Source organism: Mariniphaga sediminis (assembly GCF_003573545.1).
In the GTDB taxonomy this organism is placed as follows: Bacteria; Bacteroidota; Bacteroidia; order Bacteroidales; family Prolixibacteraceae; genus Mariniphaga; species Mariniphaga sediminis.
The window spans coordinates 150,688-166,976 of the sequence record NZ_QWET01000006.1 but is presented as its reverse complement, the minus strand read 5'-3'; the positions used below and the strand labels follow the sequence as shown (position 1 = coordinate 166,976).

Annotated in this window: 15 protein-coding genes; 8 read left to right on the top strand and 7 right to left on the bottom strand. The window is 40.4% G+C overall.

What is annotated here, in order from left to right:
* Positions 1–3 precede the first annotated feature (3 nt).
* The gene (locus D1164_RS09755) at positions 4–3,000 is read right to left on the bottom strand and encodes a SusC/RagA family TonB-linked outer membrane protein (protein ID WP_119349783.1); all 2,997 of its coding nucleotides are present in this window, start codon (positions 2,998–3,000) and stop codon (positions 4–6) included.
* 299 nt (positions 3,001–3,299) lie between these two features.
* Here D1164_RS09755 and D1164_RS09750 point away from each other — a divergent pair, with 299 nt between their 5' ends.
* Genes D1164_RS09750 through D1164_RS09725 form a run of 6 tightly spaced genes read left to right on the top strand, consistent with a single transcriptional unit; the run spans position 3,300 to position 8,886 of the window.
* Complete coding sequence (locus D1164_RS09750) at positions 3,300–4,547, top strand: MFS transporter (RefSeq protein WP_206610971.1); 1,248 nt, start codon at positions 3,300–3,302, stop codon at positions 4,545–4,547.
* A 1-nt stretch (position 4,548) separates the two neighbouring features.
* Positions 4,549–5,316 carry an IclR family transcriptional regulator gene (locus D1164_RS09745; protein ID WP_119349782.1) on the top strand — a complete coding sequence of 256 codons (768 nt, stop codon included), beginning with the start codon at positions 4,549–4,551 and terminating at the stop codon, positions 5,314–5,316.
* The gene (locus D1164_RS09740; protein ID WP_119349781.1) at positions 5,303–6,493 is read left to right on the top strand and encodes an enolase C-terminal domain-like protein; all 1,191 of its coding nucleotides are present in this window, start codon (positions 5,303–5,305) and stop codon (positions 6,491–6,493) included. Before D1164_RS09745 ends, D1164_RS09740 begins: the two co-directional genes overlap by 14 nt.
* Positions 6,494–6,499: 6 nt before the next feature.
* Positions 6,500–7,324, top strand: a complete 825-nt coding sequence (locus D1164_RS09735) for an SMP-30/gluconolactonase/LRE family protein (RefSeq protein WP_119349780.1) — start codon at positions 6,500–6,502, stop codon at positions 7,322–7,324.
* Between the two features lies 1 nt (position 7,325).
* A complete protein-coding gene (locus tag D1164_RS09730) occupies positions 7,326–8,099 on the top strand; it encodes an SDR family NAD(P)-dependent oxidoreductase (RefSeq protein ID WP_119349779.1) in 774 nt (257 codons plus the stop codon).
* 43 nt (positions 8,100–8,142) lie between these two features.
* Positions 8,143–8,886 carry an RraA family protein gene (locus D1164_RS09725; protein ID WP_119349778.1) on the top strand — a complete coding sequence of 248 codons (744 nt, stop codon included), beginning with the start codon at positions 8,143–8,145 and terminating at the stop codon, positions 8,884–8,886.
* Positions 8,887–8,973: 87 nt separating this feature from the next.
* On the opposite strand, the gene D1164_RS09720 is transcribed toward D1164_RS09725, so the two are convergent.
* Positions 8,974–9,210: a hypothetical protein gene (locus D1164_RS09720; protein WP_119349777.1), complete on the bottom strand. Its 237-nt coding sequence runs from the start codon at positions 9,208–9,210 to the stop codon at positions 8,974–8,976.
* A gap of 351 nt (positions 9,211–9,561) precedes the next feature.
* Between D1164_RS09720 and D1164_RS09715 the strand changes: the two genes are divergently transcribed.
* A complete protein-coding gene (locus D1164_RS09715) occupies positions 9,562–10,269 on the top strand; it encodes an MgtC/SapB family protein (RefSeq protein ID WP_119349776.1) in 708 nt (235 codons plus the stop codon).
* 8 nt (positions 10,270–10,277) lie between these two features.
* On the opposite strand, the gene D1164_RS09710 is transcribed toward D1164_RS09715, so the two are convergent.
* The 4 genes from D1164_RS09710 to D1164_RS09695 form a co-directional block, all read right to left on the bottom strand.
* Positions 10,278–10,751, bottom strand: a complete 474-nt coding sequence (locus tag D1164_RS09710; RefSeq protein ID WP_119349775.1) for a low molecular weight protein-tyrosine-phosphatase — start codon at positions 10,749–10,751, stop codon at positions 10,278–10,280.
* Positions 10,748–11,491, bottom strand: coding sequence for a shikimate dehydrogenase family protein (locus D1164_RS09705; RefSeq protein WP_119349774.1), 744 nt, complete (start codon positions 11,489–11,491; stop codon positions 10,748–10,750). The genes D1164_RS09710 and D1164_RS09705 overlap by 4 nt, the downstream gene beginning before the upstream one ends.
* Positions 11,488–12,420 (bottom strand): DUF368 domain-containing protein, encoded by a 933-nt coding sequence (locus tag D1164_RS09700; protein WP_119349773.1) that lies wholly within the window; start codon positions 12,418–12,420, stop codon positions 11,488–11,490. The genes D1164_RS09705 and D1164_RS09700 overlap by 4 nt, the downstream gene beginning before the upstream one ends.
* Positions 12,421–13,030: 610 nt before the next feature.
* On the bottom strand, positions 13,031–13,393 hold the full coding sequence (locus tag D1164_RS09695; protein ID WP_119349772.1) for a four helix bundle protein: 363 nt from the start codon (positions 13,391–13,393) through the stop codon (positions 13,031–13,033).
* Positions 13,394–13,892: 499 nt separating this feature from the next.
* Between D1164_RS09695 and D1164_RS09685 the strand changes: the two genes are divergently transcribed.
* Positions 13,893–14,462 carry a cupin domain-containing protein gene (locus D1164_RS09685; protein ID WP_119349770.1) on the top strand — a complete coding sequence of 190 codons (570 nt, stop codon included), beginning with the start codon at positions 13,893–13,895 and terminating at the stop codon, positions 14,460–14,462.
* A gap of 3 nt (positions 14,463–14,465) precedes the next feature.
* Here D1164_RS09685 and D1164_RS09680 read toward each other — a convergent pair whose 3' ends face one another.
* Positions 14,466–16,265, bottom strand: coding sequence for a GNAT family N-acyltransferase (locus D1164_RS09680; RefSeq protein ID WP_119349769.1), 1,800 nt, complete (start codon positions 16,263–16,265; stop codon positions 14,466–14,468).
* Between the last annotated feature and the right edge of the window lie 24 nt (positions 16,266–16,289).

The window sequence follows — 16,289 nt, the reverse complement described above, 5'->3', positions numbered from 1 at the left end:
GTTTTAAAAATCAGCACGTATTCCAAAATTAACAGATTTATTAACCGGATAGGTATGGTAATCTATTCCCTGGTTGATAGAGCTGGACCCACCAAGTGAGTTCACTTCCGGATCCCACCTCGAATACTTTGTTAATGTGATTAGATTTTTCCCTCCAACATAAACCTGCACATTTTTTATACCTGTAATACCTAACTTGGAGAATGGGATATTGTATCCAAGTTGTATATTCCTGAATCGTAAATAAGAACCATCTTCAATAAATCGGTCTGAAACTCTTATTTGGTTAGTACGGCTGGGAATCGGGTATTTGGCATCCGGATTATCCGGCGACCAGTGATTATGCAGAACATCCTTCGGCATGTTCCCTCCAAATCCAACGTCCAGCGTATTATTAAGACCTGCTAAGTTAAATATGTCATTTCCCTGGCTCCCCTGAATAAAAACAGTTAAATCAAAATTTTTGTAGGAAAGCAAAGAGTTTAAACCATAAATAAAATCAGGATTGGGATCTCCAATGATGGTTTTATCTCTAACGTTAACATCGCCTTCGCCAGTCAGGTCTTTATAGTTGCCGAGCCTTCCCGTTTCGTTATATCCATCTTCCAGGTATCCGTAGAAAACGGAAAAAGGTTCTCCTTCCCGAAGAATGTTAAAATGATCATCTATAAGTGTTACATTAATGTATGATCCTAAAATATCCTGTCCTTTATACAGTTTTTCTACTTTACTTCTGTTGAATGAGATATTGGCATCAACCGTCCATTCAACAGGTCCGGATAATATATCGGCATTTATTTCGAACTCCAACCCCCGGTTGCTTATAACTCCTACGTTATCTATTGTTGAAGTGAATCCGCCTGATGGTGGCAGTGGAACGCTGTTGAGCAAATCCCGGGTTCTTTTTATGTAGTAGTCTGCCGCAATCCTTAAACGATTATCCAGAATTCCAAAGTCAACCCCAAAGTTTGTCTGTTCCGTTGTTTCCCATTTTAGATCGCCCGGAAGATTTGTTCCAGGTGCAAAATAGGTATGGTACTCACCGCCAAAAACAGTTTTTCCGGAGTATAAATTATTCAGTGTGGCATAGGCCCCAATTGCCTGGCTGCCTGTTTCTCCATATCCGGCGCGTATTTTTAAATCTGAAATAAAATCAACATCGCTCATAAAACCTTCGTTGGAAACACGCCATGCCAATGAACCGGATGGGAAAAATCCCCATTTGTTACCCTCACTGTATTTGGAGGATCCGTCGGCCCTGAAGTTTATCGTGGCAAGGTATTTATCATCGTAGTTGTAATTAAAACGTCCCAGTCCGGAAAGAATAACCGAAAGGGAGTATCCTGAATCCGGAATTCCGGGTACGCTGGCAGAACTGAGATCATATGACTCTTGCACGTCGCTTAAGAAATCTGTTCCACTCCCGTACAAAGATGTGGAACGAAAATCCTGGTAGGTAAAACCGGTAAGTGCAGAAATGCGGTGTTTTCCTATCGTTTTTGTATAGGATATTGTATTTTCATTCAGTAAGCTTGTAAACTGAGTTGTACTTACACTGGCATAGGCACTTGTCCCGATGTAATCATTTGTGCGGTAATAATCACTTCTGTCATCACTGTTTTCAATCCCTCCCATAATTTTAAGAGTTAAGTCCGGAATTGGGCTGTATTCAAAAGCCGCATTTGCCAGTACTTTGTTGGACCTTACAATGGAATTTGTTTCATAAATCATTAAAGCCGGATTAACAATTTCCGGTGACCAGTGGTACAATGTTTTCAGGTTTCTCCAGGAGCCGTCTTCATTCCAGGGAGTGACGGTTGGAAATGGATACAATGCACCTGATATCAGAGAAGTTCCTCGACCGCCACCACTGCTACTTTGGTTTTCTCTTTTAATTTTGGCCAGAGTAATATTACCGGAAATACGAATTTTCTCATTAATATTATGACCAATGTTGCTGCGAAAAGAATAACGATCGTAACCGCTGTTTTCTATAATTCCTTCTTCATTGTATAAAGAGCCAGATACAGAAAACTGTGTTTTGTCGTTTCCTCCGCTCACTGTAGCACTGTGATTTTGCAGTAGTGCATTATCCTTAAAAACAAAATCCTGCCAGTCAAATCCCTCATCAAAGGAATTAACTTCTTCTTGACTGAAAGCCTGGCCCCAGCCATCATTCGCAGCAACAAGATTATAAAATTGTGCATACTCTTTGGCATTCATCATATCCAGTTTTTTACGAATGGATTGAAAGGCAAAATTTGTCTCTACGCTAACAGAGGTGCGTCCTGCTTTTCCACTTTTGGTGGTAATCAAAACAACGCCGTTTGCACCCCGGGATCCATAAATTGCTGTTGCCGAAGCATCCTTTAAAATCTCAATGGATTCAACATCGAGGTTATTTAATATCGTTGGATTACTTCCGGATATTGGAAATCCGTCAACAACATATAATGGTTCGTTACTTCCCTTAATGGAGTTTGTTCCTCTAATTCTTACGCTGATACTTCCACCGGGTTCTCCGGTGTTTTGTGTAACCTGAACACCTGCAGCCCTTCCTTCCAAAGCTTGTACAACATTAGTAGTAGGGAATGCGCTAATATCTTCGCTCTGAACGGAAACGACCGAGCCGGTCAAATCACTTTTTTTCATGGTTCCGTAACCAACAGCGACAACCTCTTCCAAGCCTATTGTCTCCTCTTCCATGCGGATATCGATATTTGTTTTATTTCCAACGGCCACTTCCTGTGTGTACATTCCTACAAAGGAAAAGACCAGGGTTGCATTACCCGGGACATTGGTCAAGGTATAGTTGCCATCTTCATTGGTAACTGTACCGTGTGCGGTACCTTTGACCACCACAGTAACTCCCGGAAGAGGGCTATCTTCTTTCGAAAATACCTTGCCTTGAATAGTAATAAGCTCTTGAGCTGAAACAATCCAGCATGACAGAAAAACGAATAGCTGGAATACTGAGATTTTTCTTAGCCATTTTTTCATAAGTAATTGTTTTTATTGATTTGTCATTACAAAATAAAGACATTATGATGAAAATTACAATAGTAATGTAAAACTTTTTTTATAGTAATTTTATAATATAAAATACATAGTTTGTGATAATTGCCCTTTTTGGGTTTATTTTGTTGTTGGTGAGTTACTTGTGCTGTTCTGGGAGTTTTATATTAAATTCATCTATTTTGGAAAATAATTGATTATTCTGAATTTTTTTCAAAAAAGTGTTGTTTTTTTACAATGCTGAATATAGATTTGCAAAACAATTACAATGTAAAATGATTTCCATGAAGCATTCAATTTCGACAAAAGCCTTTCCGTATAAATGGGAATTAATCCTTTTGCTTTGGTTTGCATTCTTTTTTCATCAGGCCGACCGACAAATTTTTAATGTTGTGCTACCTGCTATACGCGATGATCTGAACCTTACCGATTCGGATATGGGGCTGATTTCCGCCATTGTAACACTGGCATATGGAATTTTAGTACCTGTCGGCGGATTTATCGGCGACAGGGTCAATAAAAAGTATTTAATAATTATCAGCCTTTTTATGTGGACTTCTGCTACCTTGTTTACAGGAATGTCCACCCTGTTAATCCACCTCATTATTTTAAGGGGTGTTTTTACCGGCGGGTGTGAAGCATTTTACGCACCTCCTGCCAACGCACTTATTGGAGAATATCATGATAAAACACGCTCCACGGCGATGTCCATTCATCAGACTGCCTTGTATGCCGGTATTGTGATAAGTGGTTATGGTGCAGGCTGGATTGCTGATCAGTATGGATGGAGGCTTGCATTTTACCTGTTTGGTGGTTTGGGAATAATATTGGCAATTATTCTATTTTTCAGGTTAAAGGATTCCAAACCTCTCAAAAACAATATAAAAGAGGATAAAACAGAACCAATCCGGCTCACAGAAGGATTTCGGATTTTTATTAAAAATCCAACTGCTTTGCTGCTTTCACTGGCATTTGCCGGGATGGTTTTTGTCAATGTAGGGTTTATGACCTGGATGCCGACCTATTTGCACGAAGATTTTGGATTCTCTTTGGCCCGTTCCGGTTTCGACTCTACTTTTTATCATTACCTTGCTGCATTTTTCGGGGTGTTAATTGGTGCGCGGATTGCAGATCGTTATGCATCGAAAGTGACCGGAATGAGGGGGATAGTACAGGCGTTTGGTTTGTTGCTGGGGGCTCCGTTTATTTTCCTGATGGGGGTTAGTAGCACGCCTTTTGTCGTTTATGTGAGCCTCGCTTTGTTTGGGATTTTCAGAGGAATTTATGATTCAAATATATTTGCTGCATTATATGATGTGATAGCGCCTAAATACAGGTCAACTGCCACAGGCTTAATGTTGATGTTTGCTTTTGTCACAGGAGCCGCAGCACCCTATATTTTAGGTATTATTAAACCTGCTTTGGGATTAGCCTGGGGACTTTCAGCTTTGTCGGTAGTTTATATCCTCTCGGCTCTTTGTATTTTTATTGCAGTAAGATTTTTTTATAAAAATGATTTAATAAAAAATTGATATGATTCAAGTAGTAAACAGATCTCTGGATATTTTGGAGCTAATTTCAACAGATCGTTCCAGACCCTATACCCTGAACGAAATTGCAGGACAGTTGAATCTGAATAAAGCTACCTGTGCAAATATTATAAAAACCCTTGTAAATAGGGGATATTTGGAGCAGGAGGGAAGAATGACAGGATACCGTCTCGGTTCCATGGCTTATCTTTTGACAGGGAATTACCATTATAAGAATGAATTGCTTGTTGCGGCAATGGAACCGATGAACCTGCTTTCCGAAGAGTTGAATGAAAGTTGTATTTTATCCATATTAAAAGAGAATATGAGACTTATTCTCCATGAAGTTAAATGCACCCATGAATTACAGGTTGTTAATATAAAAGAAAAGGAAATCTATAGGACATCAACCGGGAGGATGATACTTGCCTGTTTGGATAAAAAGGAACAAAAGACGCTCATTCAAAAATATGGTTTGCCTTCCTCCGACATTTGGCCCGATATTGAGGATGAAGATGACCTGGCAATTGAACTACACAAAATCAAAAAAAAGCAAATGGCGGAACAGGTTTCAAAAGCACATATTGTGGGAGTTGCTGTCCCTATATATAAAGGGAAGAAAGTTATAGCAAGCCTGGGGCTCTATTTGCCGGAAACACGTTATACCTCGCCAATGCAAAAGAAGATATTAAGTAGCCTGAGAAAAACGGGGGATATTATAAATGAAAAATTAAACAATCGAAAAGAAATCTACGGAGATGAAAATAATTGATCTAAAATCGCGTACAGTTGCTATCCCACTAAATGCAAAGCTAAGACATAATACAGGAGTCCATCCCGGATATTTCCTTCGTACTGTTATTGAGATTATTACGGACGAGGGAGTTGTAGGGCTTGGCGAAGTTGGAGGAGGTGACCAGCGGGCTGCTTTTGAAAAGCTGAAACCGCGTATTATCGGGCTGGACCCTTTTCATCTCGAAATAATCAAGCAAAAGGTACTTCGCAGCATTTATTACCTTTCGAATGCCCGTCTCTATGCGGCCATTGAAATAGCCTGCCTTGATATTCAGGGAAAAGTTTTGAACCGTCCGTTAAGCGATCTTCTTGGCGGTCAGATACGAAACACAATCCCATTCATTGCCTATCTTTTCTGGCGGTACGATCGTCCTGGCGGAGGACATGATAAAAAGGCAGAAGATATGGCTGATTTTTGTGCGCAACTTCATGATGAATTAGGGGTGAACTCCATGAAGCTGAAAGCGGGGGTGATGGAGCCGAGGGAAGAAGTCAGAGTACTTGAGCTATGCCGGAAAAACCTGGGTGAAAACTTTGGACTTCGAATCGACCCAAATGGTGTCTGGTCAGTAACCACAGCAGTTAAAATGGGAAGAATCATGGAAGATTTGAATCCGGAATACTTTGAAGACCCTGCATGGGGGTTGGAAGGCAATGCCGCCGTCCGAAAACAAATCCGGATTCCTGTTGCAACAAATATGTATCCGAATAGATTTGACGATTTGGGGCCTGCCATCCGCATGGGGGCCGTGGATATTGTGCTGACCGATCTTCATTACTGGGAAGGCCCCAAAGGGGTGAAAGATTTAGTGGCTATTTGTCGAACCTTCAACCTGGGGGTTGCCATGCACAGCGGGGCAGAGTTTGGAATTGAACTGGCGGCTATGCTTCATACCGCATCAACTATTCCGACCATGACATTTGCCGGAGATGCCCATTATCATTACCTGACGGACGATATTATCAAAGGCGGACTAATGAAATACGAAGATGGCTGTATTAAAGTGCCAGAAGGGCCGGGTCTTGGCGTTGAACTGGATGAAGAGAAAATGGAAAAATACCAGCGCTATTTTGAAGAGAAGGGGGATTATTATGCCCGGTTTCACCAGGATGAATACCGTCCGGACTGGTTCCCGGTTGTGGGTAGCATCTGATTGATTATGGATTATAAATGTATCATATCAGAACTTAAATTTCCGGAGGGACCGGTTTTCGATCCCGACGGTAATCTTTGGTTTGTCGAAATTCAAAGAGGAACCCTCTCCTGTTGGGATGGAAAAGAGCTTATGAGGTACGATGTAGCCGGAACACCCAACGGAGCCATGATTGACAGGGAAGGAAATATATGGTTTTGTGATAGCGGGCGCGGGGAAATCAGGACTTTTAATCCCCGAAATCAAAAATTTGAAACTATTTGTAACCAGACAACAGACGGGAAAAGGTTAAAACGACCCAATGACCTGATTTTTGACAGGGATGGCAATTTGTTATTTTCAGATCATGCCGACGGACGTGAGGAACCAGTGGCGACTCTATGTGTTTTGCCCCAAAATAAAAAGAAAGCAAAAATAATTTCAACAGGTAAATACTTTACCAACGGACTTGCTTTTATGGCAGATGGAAAAACACTGATTTTTGCCGAAACTTACAGACAGCAACTCTGGATTGCCGAATGGGATGCCGGGAATCGGGAACTGAAAAACGAACATTTTTTTGCAAAGGCAGGAAACGGACCGTGGGGACCGGATGGAATGGCTTTAGATGAGGAGGAAAATCTTTATGTGGCTGTTTTTAATGAAAGCAAAATAAATATTTACAACAAAAAAGGAGAATTGTCGGGGCATCTGGATTGTCCGGGGAGCAGGCCTACCAGTTGTGCTTTCGACCCGTCAGGCAAACTGGGACTTGTTGTAACGGAAGCTGAAAACGGACAAGTTATTTCTTATCCTGCCTTTAACAGGGGATTACCAATTTATTACAGATGATATGGAAATAAAAAAATTATTTAACCTGAAAGGAAAAACCGCTTTGGTAACCGGGGGTAGCCAGGGCATTGGAAAAGCTATCTCTCTTGCTTTGGCAGAATATGGTGCCAATTTGGTCATCAACTACCGTTCGAATAAAGACCTCGCGGAACAAACAAAAAAAGAAATTATTGACAAAGGGGCAAAGTGTTGGCTGGTGGAATGTGATTTGTCTCAGGTCGATTCCGCAAAGATAATATCCCGGTTTCTTGATAAGAATGGACTTTCTCCCGATATTTTGGTGTTAAATGCCTCTGTTCAGTATCGCAAAGCATGGGATGAGGTAACATCGGAAGAATTTGAAGCCCAGATTAATATTAATTTCCGTGCCGCACTGTTTTTAATTCAGGAACTATTTCCAAATATGAAAAAAAATAAATGGGGGCGTATTGTTACACTCGGCAGTGTGCAGCAGTCCCGTCCCCATCCGGAGATGATTGTGTATGCTGCTTCAAAAATGGCGCAATTGAGCATGGTCAAAAACCTGGCAGCACAGATTGGAAAATACGGAGTGACCATTAATAACCTGGCTCCGGGTGTATTCCCCACCATTCGAAATGAAGAAGTGTTACAGAATGAAAAGTATAAAGCTATAGTGGAGGGAAAAATACCACTTGGCTTTATTGGCGATCCGGTGGATTGTGCGGCAACTACTTTGTTGCTTTGTTCCGACGCCGGAAGATACATTACCGGTCAGGACATTTTTGTAGATGGAGGAATGGGATTAAATTTTTGAGCGAAGGAAGACATATAATTGAGGAAACTTCAATATAAATATTATGAGTATCGATAAGTATAAAAAGGAAATAGGGATGATGAATTTGGAAAAACTGATTGAGACCAGGGAAGCCATTTCAAATAAAAAGTTTCCAATCCCGGATAAAGAATTGCTTCACAGATTTGAGCAACTTTATACCGGTGCGGTAAATGATGTACTACGCGAGTTTTGTTTTTTGGATCAGGCACTGCCGGGACGAATCAAACCTCTGAGGGAATACCAGACTTTTGCAGGAATTGCTTTTACCGTAAAAAGTTCTCCGAATGTGCAAATTAAGGGTGAAATGGAATATCGCTCCCAAATGCTGGATGAAATGCATGAAGATGCTTTTGTTATCTGGGATACAAGTCGTGATGACAAGGCTACTTTGTGGGGTGGGGTAATGACGGCAACGGCAAAAAGTAAAAAAGTGAAGGCCGCTTGTATTGATGGTGGAATACGTGATACACATCAAATTTTGGAAGCCGATTTCCCGGTTTTTTATGAATACCGGATTTCCAACGGGAGTTTAGCCCGTTGTCAGATTACACATTACCAGATTCCGGTTAAGATAGGGGATGTAACTGTGAGACCGGGTGACGTGGTACTTGGAGATATTGACGGTGTGCTTGTTGTGCCAAGAGATATTGCTTACGATGTTCTTATTCGGGCGGAAGAAATTAAAGAAAATGAAAAGATGATTTATGAATGGGTTAAGGGAGGTCATTCCATTGATGAAATCGTTAAAAAAGGAGGGTACTTTTAGTTTTTGAATGACCGCCTGTAGGATATTTACAGGCGGTCGTTATTCAAAATAAACGAAAGGAATTAGCTTTTCGGATTCCATCATTTTCTAGTTTAATTGTATAAAACTTCCGTCCTCCGATTCTTTGCCTTTCCTAATCCAACGCATCAGCGTAATACTTTTAAATTCAGGGAAAAGATAGGTAGCTGTCCAATCTTTGTCCATGCTGTTAATTTCCAGCTGATACAAATGTTTCTTTGTTTGGATTTGGTAAAACAATTTACCTTCGCAAGCGTGCGACAGTCTTGCGGTTGTCCCGCGAACAATTTCTTTTAAATTTTCCATGTTCTTCTTTTTTTGCCGGAATCCTGACGCATGGTTTCCGACAGGTTTTACTTTAATTCATATTCTGGCAATGCGCCTTACCAGTGTTTTGTTTTTAGAACGCCGGGCCGGGTAACAAAAAACCCGGACTTTTCAGCCCGGGTTGCACGATTTTATATCTTAAAATTTCACCTAAGCCAATAGAATCCCTTCTCGTCCTGTTCTGAACGTTTAAATTTTAAAATGGTATTCTGGTGAAAATTCATATCTGTCATAATTTTTGTGCAAAAATAAGATTTAGGGGAAAATATAAATCATGAATTTTCATAAATAATTGAAATATTTGTAGTTTCGGTTTGTTAAAAAAGAAAAATGGAATACTTGGCTCATATACTGGAATCTTCTGAAGTAACATGGGAAACATCGCTGGTACGTTTTCTCATCAGTTTCCTTTTGGGGACACTCATTGGGGTGGAACGTGAAAAGCATAATCAGCCGGCGGGATTACGTACCCACATTCTTATAAGTATTGGCGCTACTATGGTGATGCTCATTTCTATTTACATTCCGCAAACGTTTCCGCAGTTTCAGAATGGCGATCCCGGGCGTATTGCAGCCCAGGTAGTTTCGGGTATTGGTTTTCTGGGGGCAGGAGCAATCCTGAAGTTTGGCGCTAATGTTAAGGGGCTGACTACGGCAGCTTCCATATGGGCTATGGCGGCTATCGGACTCGCAGTGGGAGCCGGGATGTACTCCATTAGCCTGATTGGTGTTGCCGTGGTATTGTTTGCACTAACAGCCATGGATCTTTTTGAAAAGCGGGTTTTTAAAGAACGAACTCTCCGTAAAATTGAACTGACTGTCAAAAAGAAATATTCTAACCTTGAGTTAACGAAAACAGTATTCAAAAAATTTGACGTGAAGATTACCTCAACCGGTTTCGATCGAAACATTAACGAGGCAACCGATAAGGTTACCTTTCTTGTTGGCGTGACCCGTCATTTGGATGTACACAAGTTGGTAGACTCGCTGGAAGAATTACCCGGAACTGTTTCTGTTACAGTAGAAATTATTCCGTAGCGATAAGTTTATTTTTTTGTCTTTTCAAGCAGCCCTTTGCAGGCATCCTCCAATAAATCGAGCACCAGTTCAAAACCATCTTCTCCTCCGTAGTATGGGTCGGGCACTTCAGTATAACTCCATTCTTTGCTGAAGTCTGTCATTTTTTTGATCTTCTTTAAATCATCTTCGCTACGGGCCATATTTTTTAGCGAGAGCGCATTCTCATCATCCATCCCGATGATCAAGTCAAACCGATCAAAATCCATTTCCGGATTGAACTTTCGTGAGATGCTGGTAAGGTCGTACCCTCTTTTTACAGCATGTTTCTGCATCCGGCGGTCAGCAGGTTCTCCTACGTGCCATCCCCCGGTCCCGGCCGAGTCGATTTCATACTGGTCACTGAGACCTTCCTTATTTACCATTCCCGTAAAAACTGCTTCTGCACTGGGTGAGCGGCATATATTTCCCAAACAAACAAATAGAATTCTTTTTTTATTCATACATTCCAAATTTCATACGACTTTAAAGCCTGCTGCAATAACATCTCGTAACCATTTTTTACAGCGGCTCCCTGCGCTTTCCCTTTTTCCATAAACTTTGTTAACTCCGGATTGTATACCAGATCGAACATCAAATGTTTTCCGGTAATATATTCATAAGGAATGGGAGGAAAAGTTTCCACTTTAGGGTAGGTGCCCAGTGGGGTCGCGTTAATAATAAGCAGTCTTTCGGCCATCATTTTTTCATCAATTTCTTCGTAGCGGATTTCATTTTCCTGTAGTTCTTCAATTGATGCCGAAATAAATTCAATTCCCCGTTTTTTCAGTACATATTTTATGGCCTTTGAAGCACCTCCGGTTCCCAGAATCAACGCTTTTTTATGGTAATCTTTCAGCAGCGAAGCCAGGGAAGTTTCAAACCCCCAGGTGTCGGTATTAAATCCTTTCAGGTAAGTTTTTTCACCTTCCCGGGTAATTTTTACAGTATTTACCGCCCCCACTTCCTGAGCTGCTCCGTCCAGTTCATCCAAAAAAGGTATTACCTGTTCCTTGTATGGAATCGTTACATTCAGGCCAATCAATGCCGGATTATTAGCAATGACTTCAGGGAATCGGGAAATTTCAACTATTTCAAAATTTTCATAGGAAGCTGCCACATTATCTTTTTCAAACTTTTCGGTAAAAAAACGTTTTGAAAAAGAGTGGGTCAGCGGGTAACCAATCAGTCCGTACTTCTTCATTTTTTCTGTTTTGTTAATCCTTCGACCACAAAAATAATGGCAAATCCTGCCACGGCCAAAAGAATAGTTCCTAAAAGCCATGATTCGCTACCTGTAAGTTGTTCATAGGTTCCGGGAAGGATATTTTTTTCGGCCAGCGGCCGTACTTCGCCATGGCGGTCAACAAATGTTTCAGTCACCTGTTTCCAGGGCCAGACCTTATTGAGCGATCCAACCATAAACCCGGCCAGCACAGCAATGGTAAGGTCATGAAATTTTCTTAAAAGCCATGACAGCAGGTTGGAAAATGCAATAATTCCAATGGCAGCGCCCGCCATAAAAACCAGTATGACGGGAATATTCAAATCGCCTACTGAGGAAAGGATAAATTTGTACATCCCCAGAAGTACCAGGATAAAACTTCCTGAAATACCGGGCAAAATCATGGCACAAATGGCAATGGAGCCGGAAACAAAAATGAACCATAGAGTGGTGTTTGCTTCAGCAGGCGAAATGACAGTTATAAAATAGGCTGTTACAATTCCGGCAATTCCGGCAATAACAGTTCCTGTGTTCCATTTTTTTATAGAGCGAGCTACATAAATGGCAGAAGCCACAATCAGACCGAAAAAGAATGCCCAAACCAGAATAGGGTAGTGGTGAAGCAGGTACTCCAGCCCTTTGGCCAGTGAAAAGATGCTGATACCGATTCCCAGTAAAACGCTTACAAGAAATTTCCCGTTAACTGCCTTCCAGAAACTGGCAAATCTTCCGGAGAAAAAAAGCTTCAGAGCATTCAAATTCACCGACTTGATAGAATTGATTAACTCTTCATAAATGCCGGTGATGAAAGCAATTGTTCCTCCTGACACTCCGGGAACCACATCGGCTGCTCCCATTCCCATGCCTTTTAGTACCAGTAAAAGATAGTTTTTTGTGTTTCTATTCATGTTAGTATTGTTGAATTATAATAGTTGCTTATTGAATATTGGCTATTTCTTATACTCTTGGGAAATACCCAATGTGAAATACTCAATATCCAATATCCAAATTGTTTTGTACTTGGTGTTATAATTGAGTATTGATTGTTGTGTATTGGATATTGCTTATTTCTTATTCTTTCAGGAAATATCCAATGTAAAATGCTCAATGTCCAATATCCAAATCGGTTTGTGCTTCGTGTTATAATTGAGTATTGATTGTTGTGTATTGTATATTGGCTATTTCTTATACTCTTGGGAAATATCCAATGTAAAATACTCAATGTCCAATATCCAAATTGTTTTGTACGTCTTGTTATAATTGAGTATTGATTATTGTGTATTGGATATTGTTTATTTCTTATTCTTTCAGGAAATATCCAATGCAAAATACTCAATGTCCAATATCCAAATCGATTTGTGCCTCGTGTTATTATTGAGTATTGATTGTTGTGTATTGTATATTGGTTATTTCTTATCCTTTCAGGAAATACCCAATTCAGACTATTCAATATCCAATTTCCAATTGTATTTCTACTAATTGGGTTCACAATATTACTTATTGAATATTGGCTGTTTCTCATTTTGTCATATTAGATTTTGCCGTTTTAATACTTTGGGCAAAAATAGCATTTAGCTCTTCATTTTCTGAAAGAACGGGCAACAGGATGTAGTCTTCCAGTAAAGGTTTTTTTATAATAATTTTTAGACATACTCTTGTTTCCCTGAGTTCTTTCAAAATAACTTGCATTTTATGTATAAAATCTTTTTGTGATTCAGCTGATTGTGCTTCCCCGTAATTTAAGGCAGGAGAGGTACTGCTTCTAATCAATTGTCCTGCAATGTGATTTGCAAGTTTTGTGTTTGGTAGTTGCTCAATGATTTCATCAATTTTGAGCACGAAATCAATTAATCTTTCTTCTAAATCGTATTTTCTTTTCATTGTTTTAGTTTTAAGATTAGATTTTTACAATTTGGGGATTCATTATGGTACATTGGCTATTTCTTACCTTTTGGGGTAATGTCCAATTTAGAATACTTAATGTCCAATATTCAAATTTAATTGAGTATTGATTATTGTTTATTGGATATTGGCTATTTTTTATCTCTTTAGGAAATACCCAATGTAAAATATTCAATATCTCATATCCAAATTGTTTTGTACTTCGTGTTACAATTGAGTATTTATTATTGAATATTGGATATTGATTATTTCTTATTCTTTTAGGAAATATCCAATGTAAAATACTCAATGTCCAATATCCAAATTTAGTTGAGTATTCATTATTGCGTATTGGATATTGTTTATTCCAATCACTTTCAAGAAGAAGTTTATATTGTTCCCCTGGCTGCACTCCAAATTATCGTTTTAAAAAAGAACGCCAAAATAACAAAAAGAAAGGATAAATTGTTATAAAATTTGATGGGGTAAACTTTAGAGAATGAAGCATAGATGGCTTTTACATGTGGTTTTGTTATTCATTATGAGTAGTATGTACGCGCAAAAAAATGAAGTAATCGTTTTGCAATTGGATGAAAACGGTTTTTTTCCAAATAATCCGGAATTACCGGTTTTACTCTACCGGAATGTATTTCATTATTCTGGTCCTGATCCCGCTTCGGAAATTGAAAAGGTTTTTAGGGAGAATAATTGGGGTGGTTCCTGGAGGAATGGTATTTATAATTTTCAACATTACCATTCCACGGCTCATGAGGCATTGGGGGTTTACGCGGGTTGGGCAGAAGTTCAGCTTGGAGGTCCGGGGAACGAGCCGGTGACAATTGAAAAGGGAGACCTGGTAGTTTTACCGGCGGGCACAGCGCACAGATTAATTAATTCAGGGGGTGGCTTTTCCGTGGTTGGTGCGTACCCCGCCGGGCAGAATTGGGACATGATGTACGGAAAAGAACCTGAGTTTGAAAAAGCGAAACAAAATATTGCCCTTGTTTCTCTCCCTGAAAATGACCCGGCTTTTGGAGCAACCGGAAAAATGTTTGAAATCTGGAAATAACCCTTACTCCCTGTGTGTATAGAACCGTTCCAGGATGGACCCGTCGTTGGCTTCCTTCGAAAGCGATTCGATGGTGTTTTTCGGAACGTCGTTTACGTCGAGCACAATCAGACCATCGAGGCAGTTGTTGAATTTGGGATCCACATTGAACGCGATAATTTTTGCGTTCAGTTTTATGTACTTTTTCAGTAGCACGGGAAGCCCGGAGTTGAGTTCGTCCAAATCACCAATAGCCTTGTCGAGCCGATTGATATCGCGTTCCATATTTTCCATAAGGATGTTGATGTCGGGTTTGTCGCTCTTAAATTTGTAGCTGTTGCGTGGTTTTACAAACTGTGCCATCTTCCAGTTCAGGTGATTTTGCATGATGAACCGGATGATGAGGTCTTTTGAGATTTTGGAATAGTTGTTACTGATACTTACCGGTCCAATAAGGTAGCGGTACTCGGGATTTTTCAGGAGGAAATATAGAATTCCCTTCCACAGCAGAAACAACGGCATGGGTTTTCGCTGGTATTCTTTTATTACAAATGAGCGCCCCAATTCAAGACTTTCTTTTAGAATGGGTTTAAAATCGTCGCTGATACGAAAGAGTGACTGCAGGTAAAAACCGCGCTTTCCATACTGTTCCAGAATATCTTTTCCTTTCCCGATACGGTAAGCGCCTACAATGCGCTCCTCTTCCTCGTCCCAAATAAACATCTGGTGGTAATACAAGTCAAACTCATCAATGTCAATATTCCTGTTGGTTCCTTCGCCCACGTCGCGGAAAGTAATTTCACGCAGCCGGCCAATTTCGGTCAGAATATTCGGAATTTCTTCAGAAGGAGTACAAAATGCGGTATAGTTTTTTAGATTGAATAGAGTATAATCTGTTTTAATTTGCTGGATTTCCTCCAGGATTTTTTCTTTGGGTACCGGGTCGATAATCGTTTCGGGTTTGTGTTGTGGTTTCAGGTTGTAATTGAAAAAGCGTTTAACTTCAATACTTGATTCCATGCTGTAGGTTTTCGCCCTCAGGAACCGTCCAAATTGGTAAACATCACCAAATTTGTCCTGGTCTTCCACTTTTATGGGAGTGCCCATGCGCAGTTTGACGGTTTTATGCCTTTTGCTCAGCAGTTCGGAAGGCAGCCTGACGTGCCGCAGCGAAGGGTGGATTTTGGCAAACAGATGGAATAGCCGGCTGTTTGTTCCCTGGAAATGGGCCGGAAGGACCGGAACCCTGGCTTTCTTCACAAATTTAACCATGGAGAACTGCCAGACCTGATCCTTAATACTGTCGAAGGTTCCGTAGGTGCTCAGATCTCCGGCTGGAAAGAGGCAAAGTACTCCGCCCTTTTTCAGGTGATCGATGGCTTCTGTGGTTCCTTTGTTATGGCTTCCCGGCATGGCCGCATCAGAATCACCAAATGGGTTGTCGCTGATAAAGTAACCGGAAACCGGATCAACCTTTTGAAGCAAAAAGTTGCCGATTACCTTTACATCAGGACGCACCTGCGACAAATACTTAATGAGAAGCAACCCGTCAAATCCGCCAAAAGGGTGATTGGCAACCACAATCAGAGGGCCTTCCCGGGGGATTCTTTTTAATTCATTTTCATCGAATTCAATTTTGAACTCAAGAATACGAATGATTTCATTGATGAAATCAATGCCCTCTTTCGATGCAATTTGTTCATAGATTTTGTTTAGTTTGTTGAACCGGAGAATGTACATCAGAAATTTGGCGAAATAATCACCTCCAAGGAGAGAAAAGGCAGGAGGAGCCTTGAAAATGTCCTTTAGTTTAAGTATTTCCATTGATCTTTTTTTGAGCTTTCCACG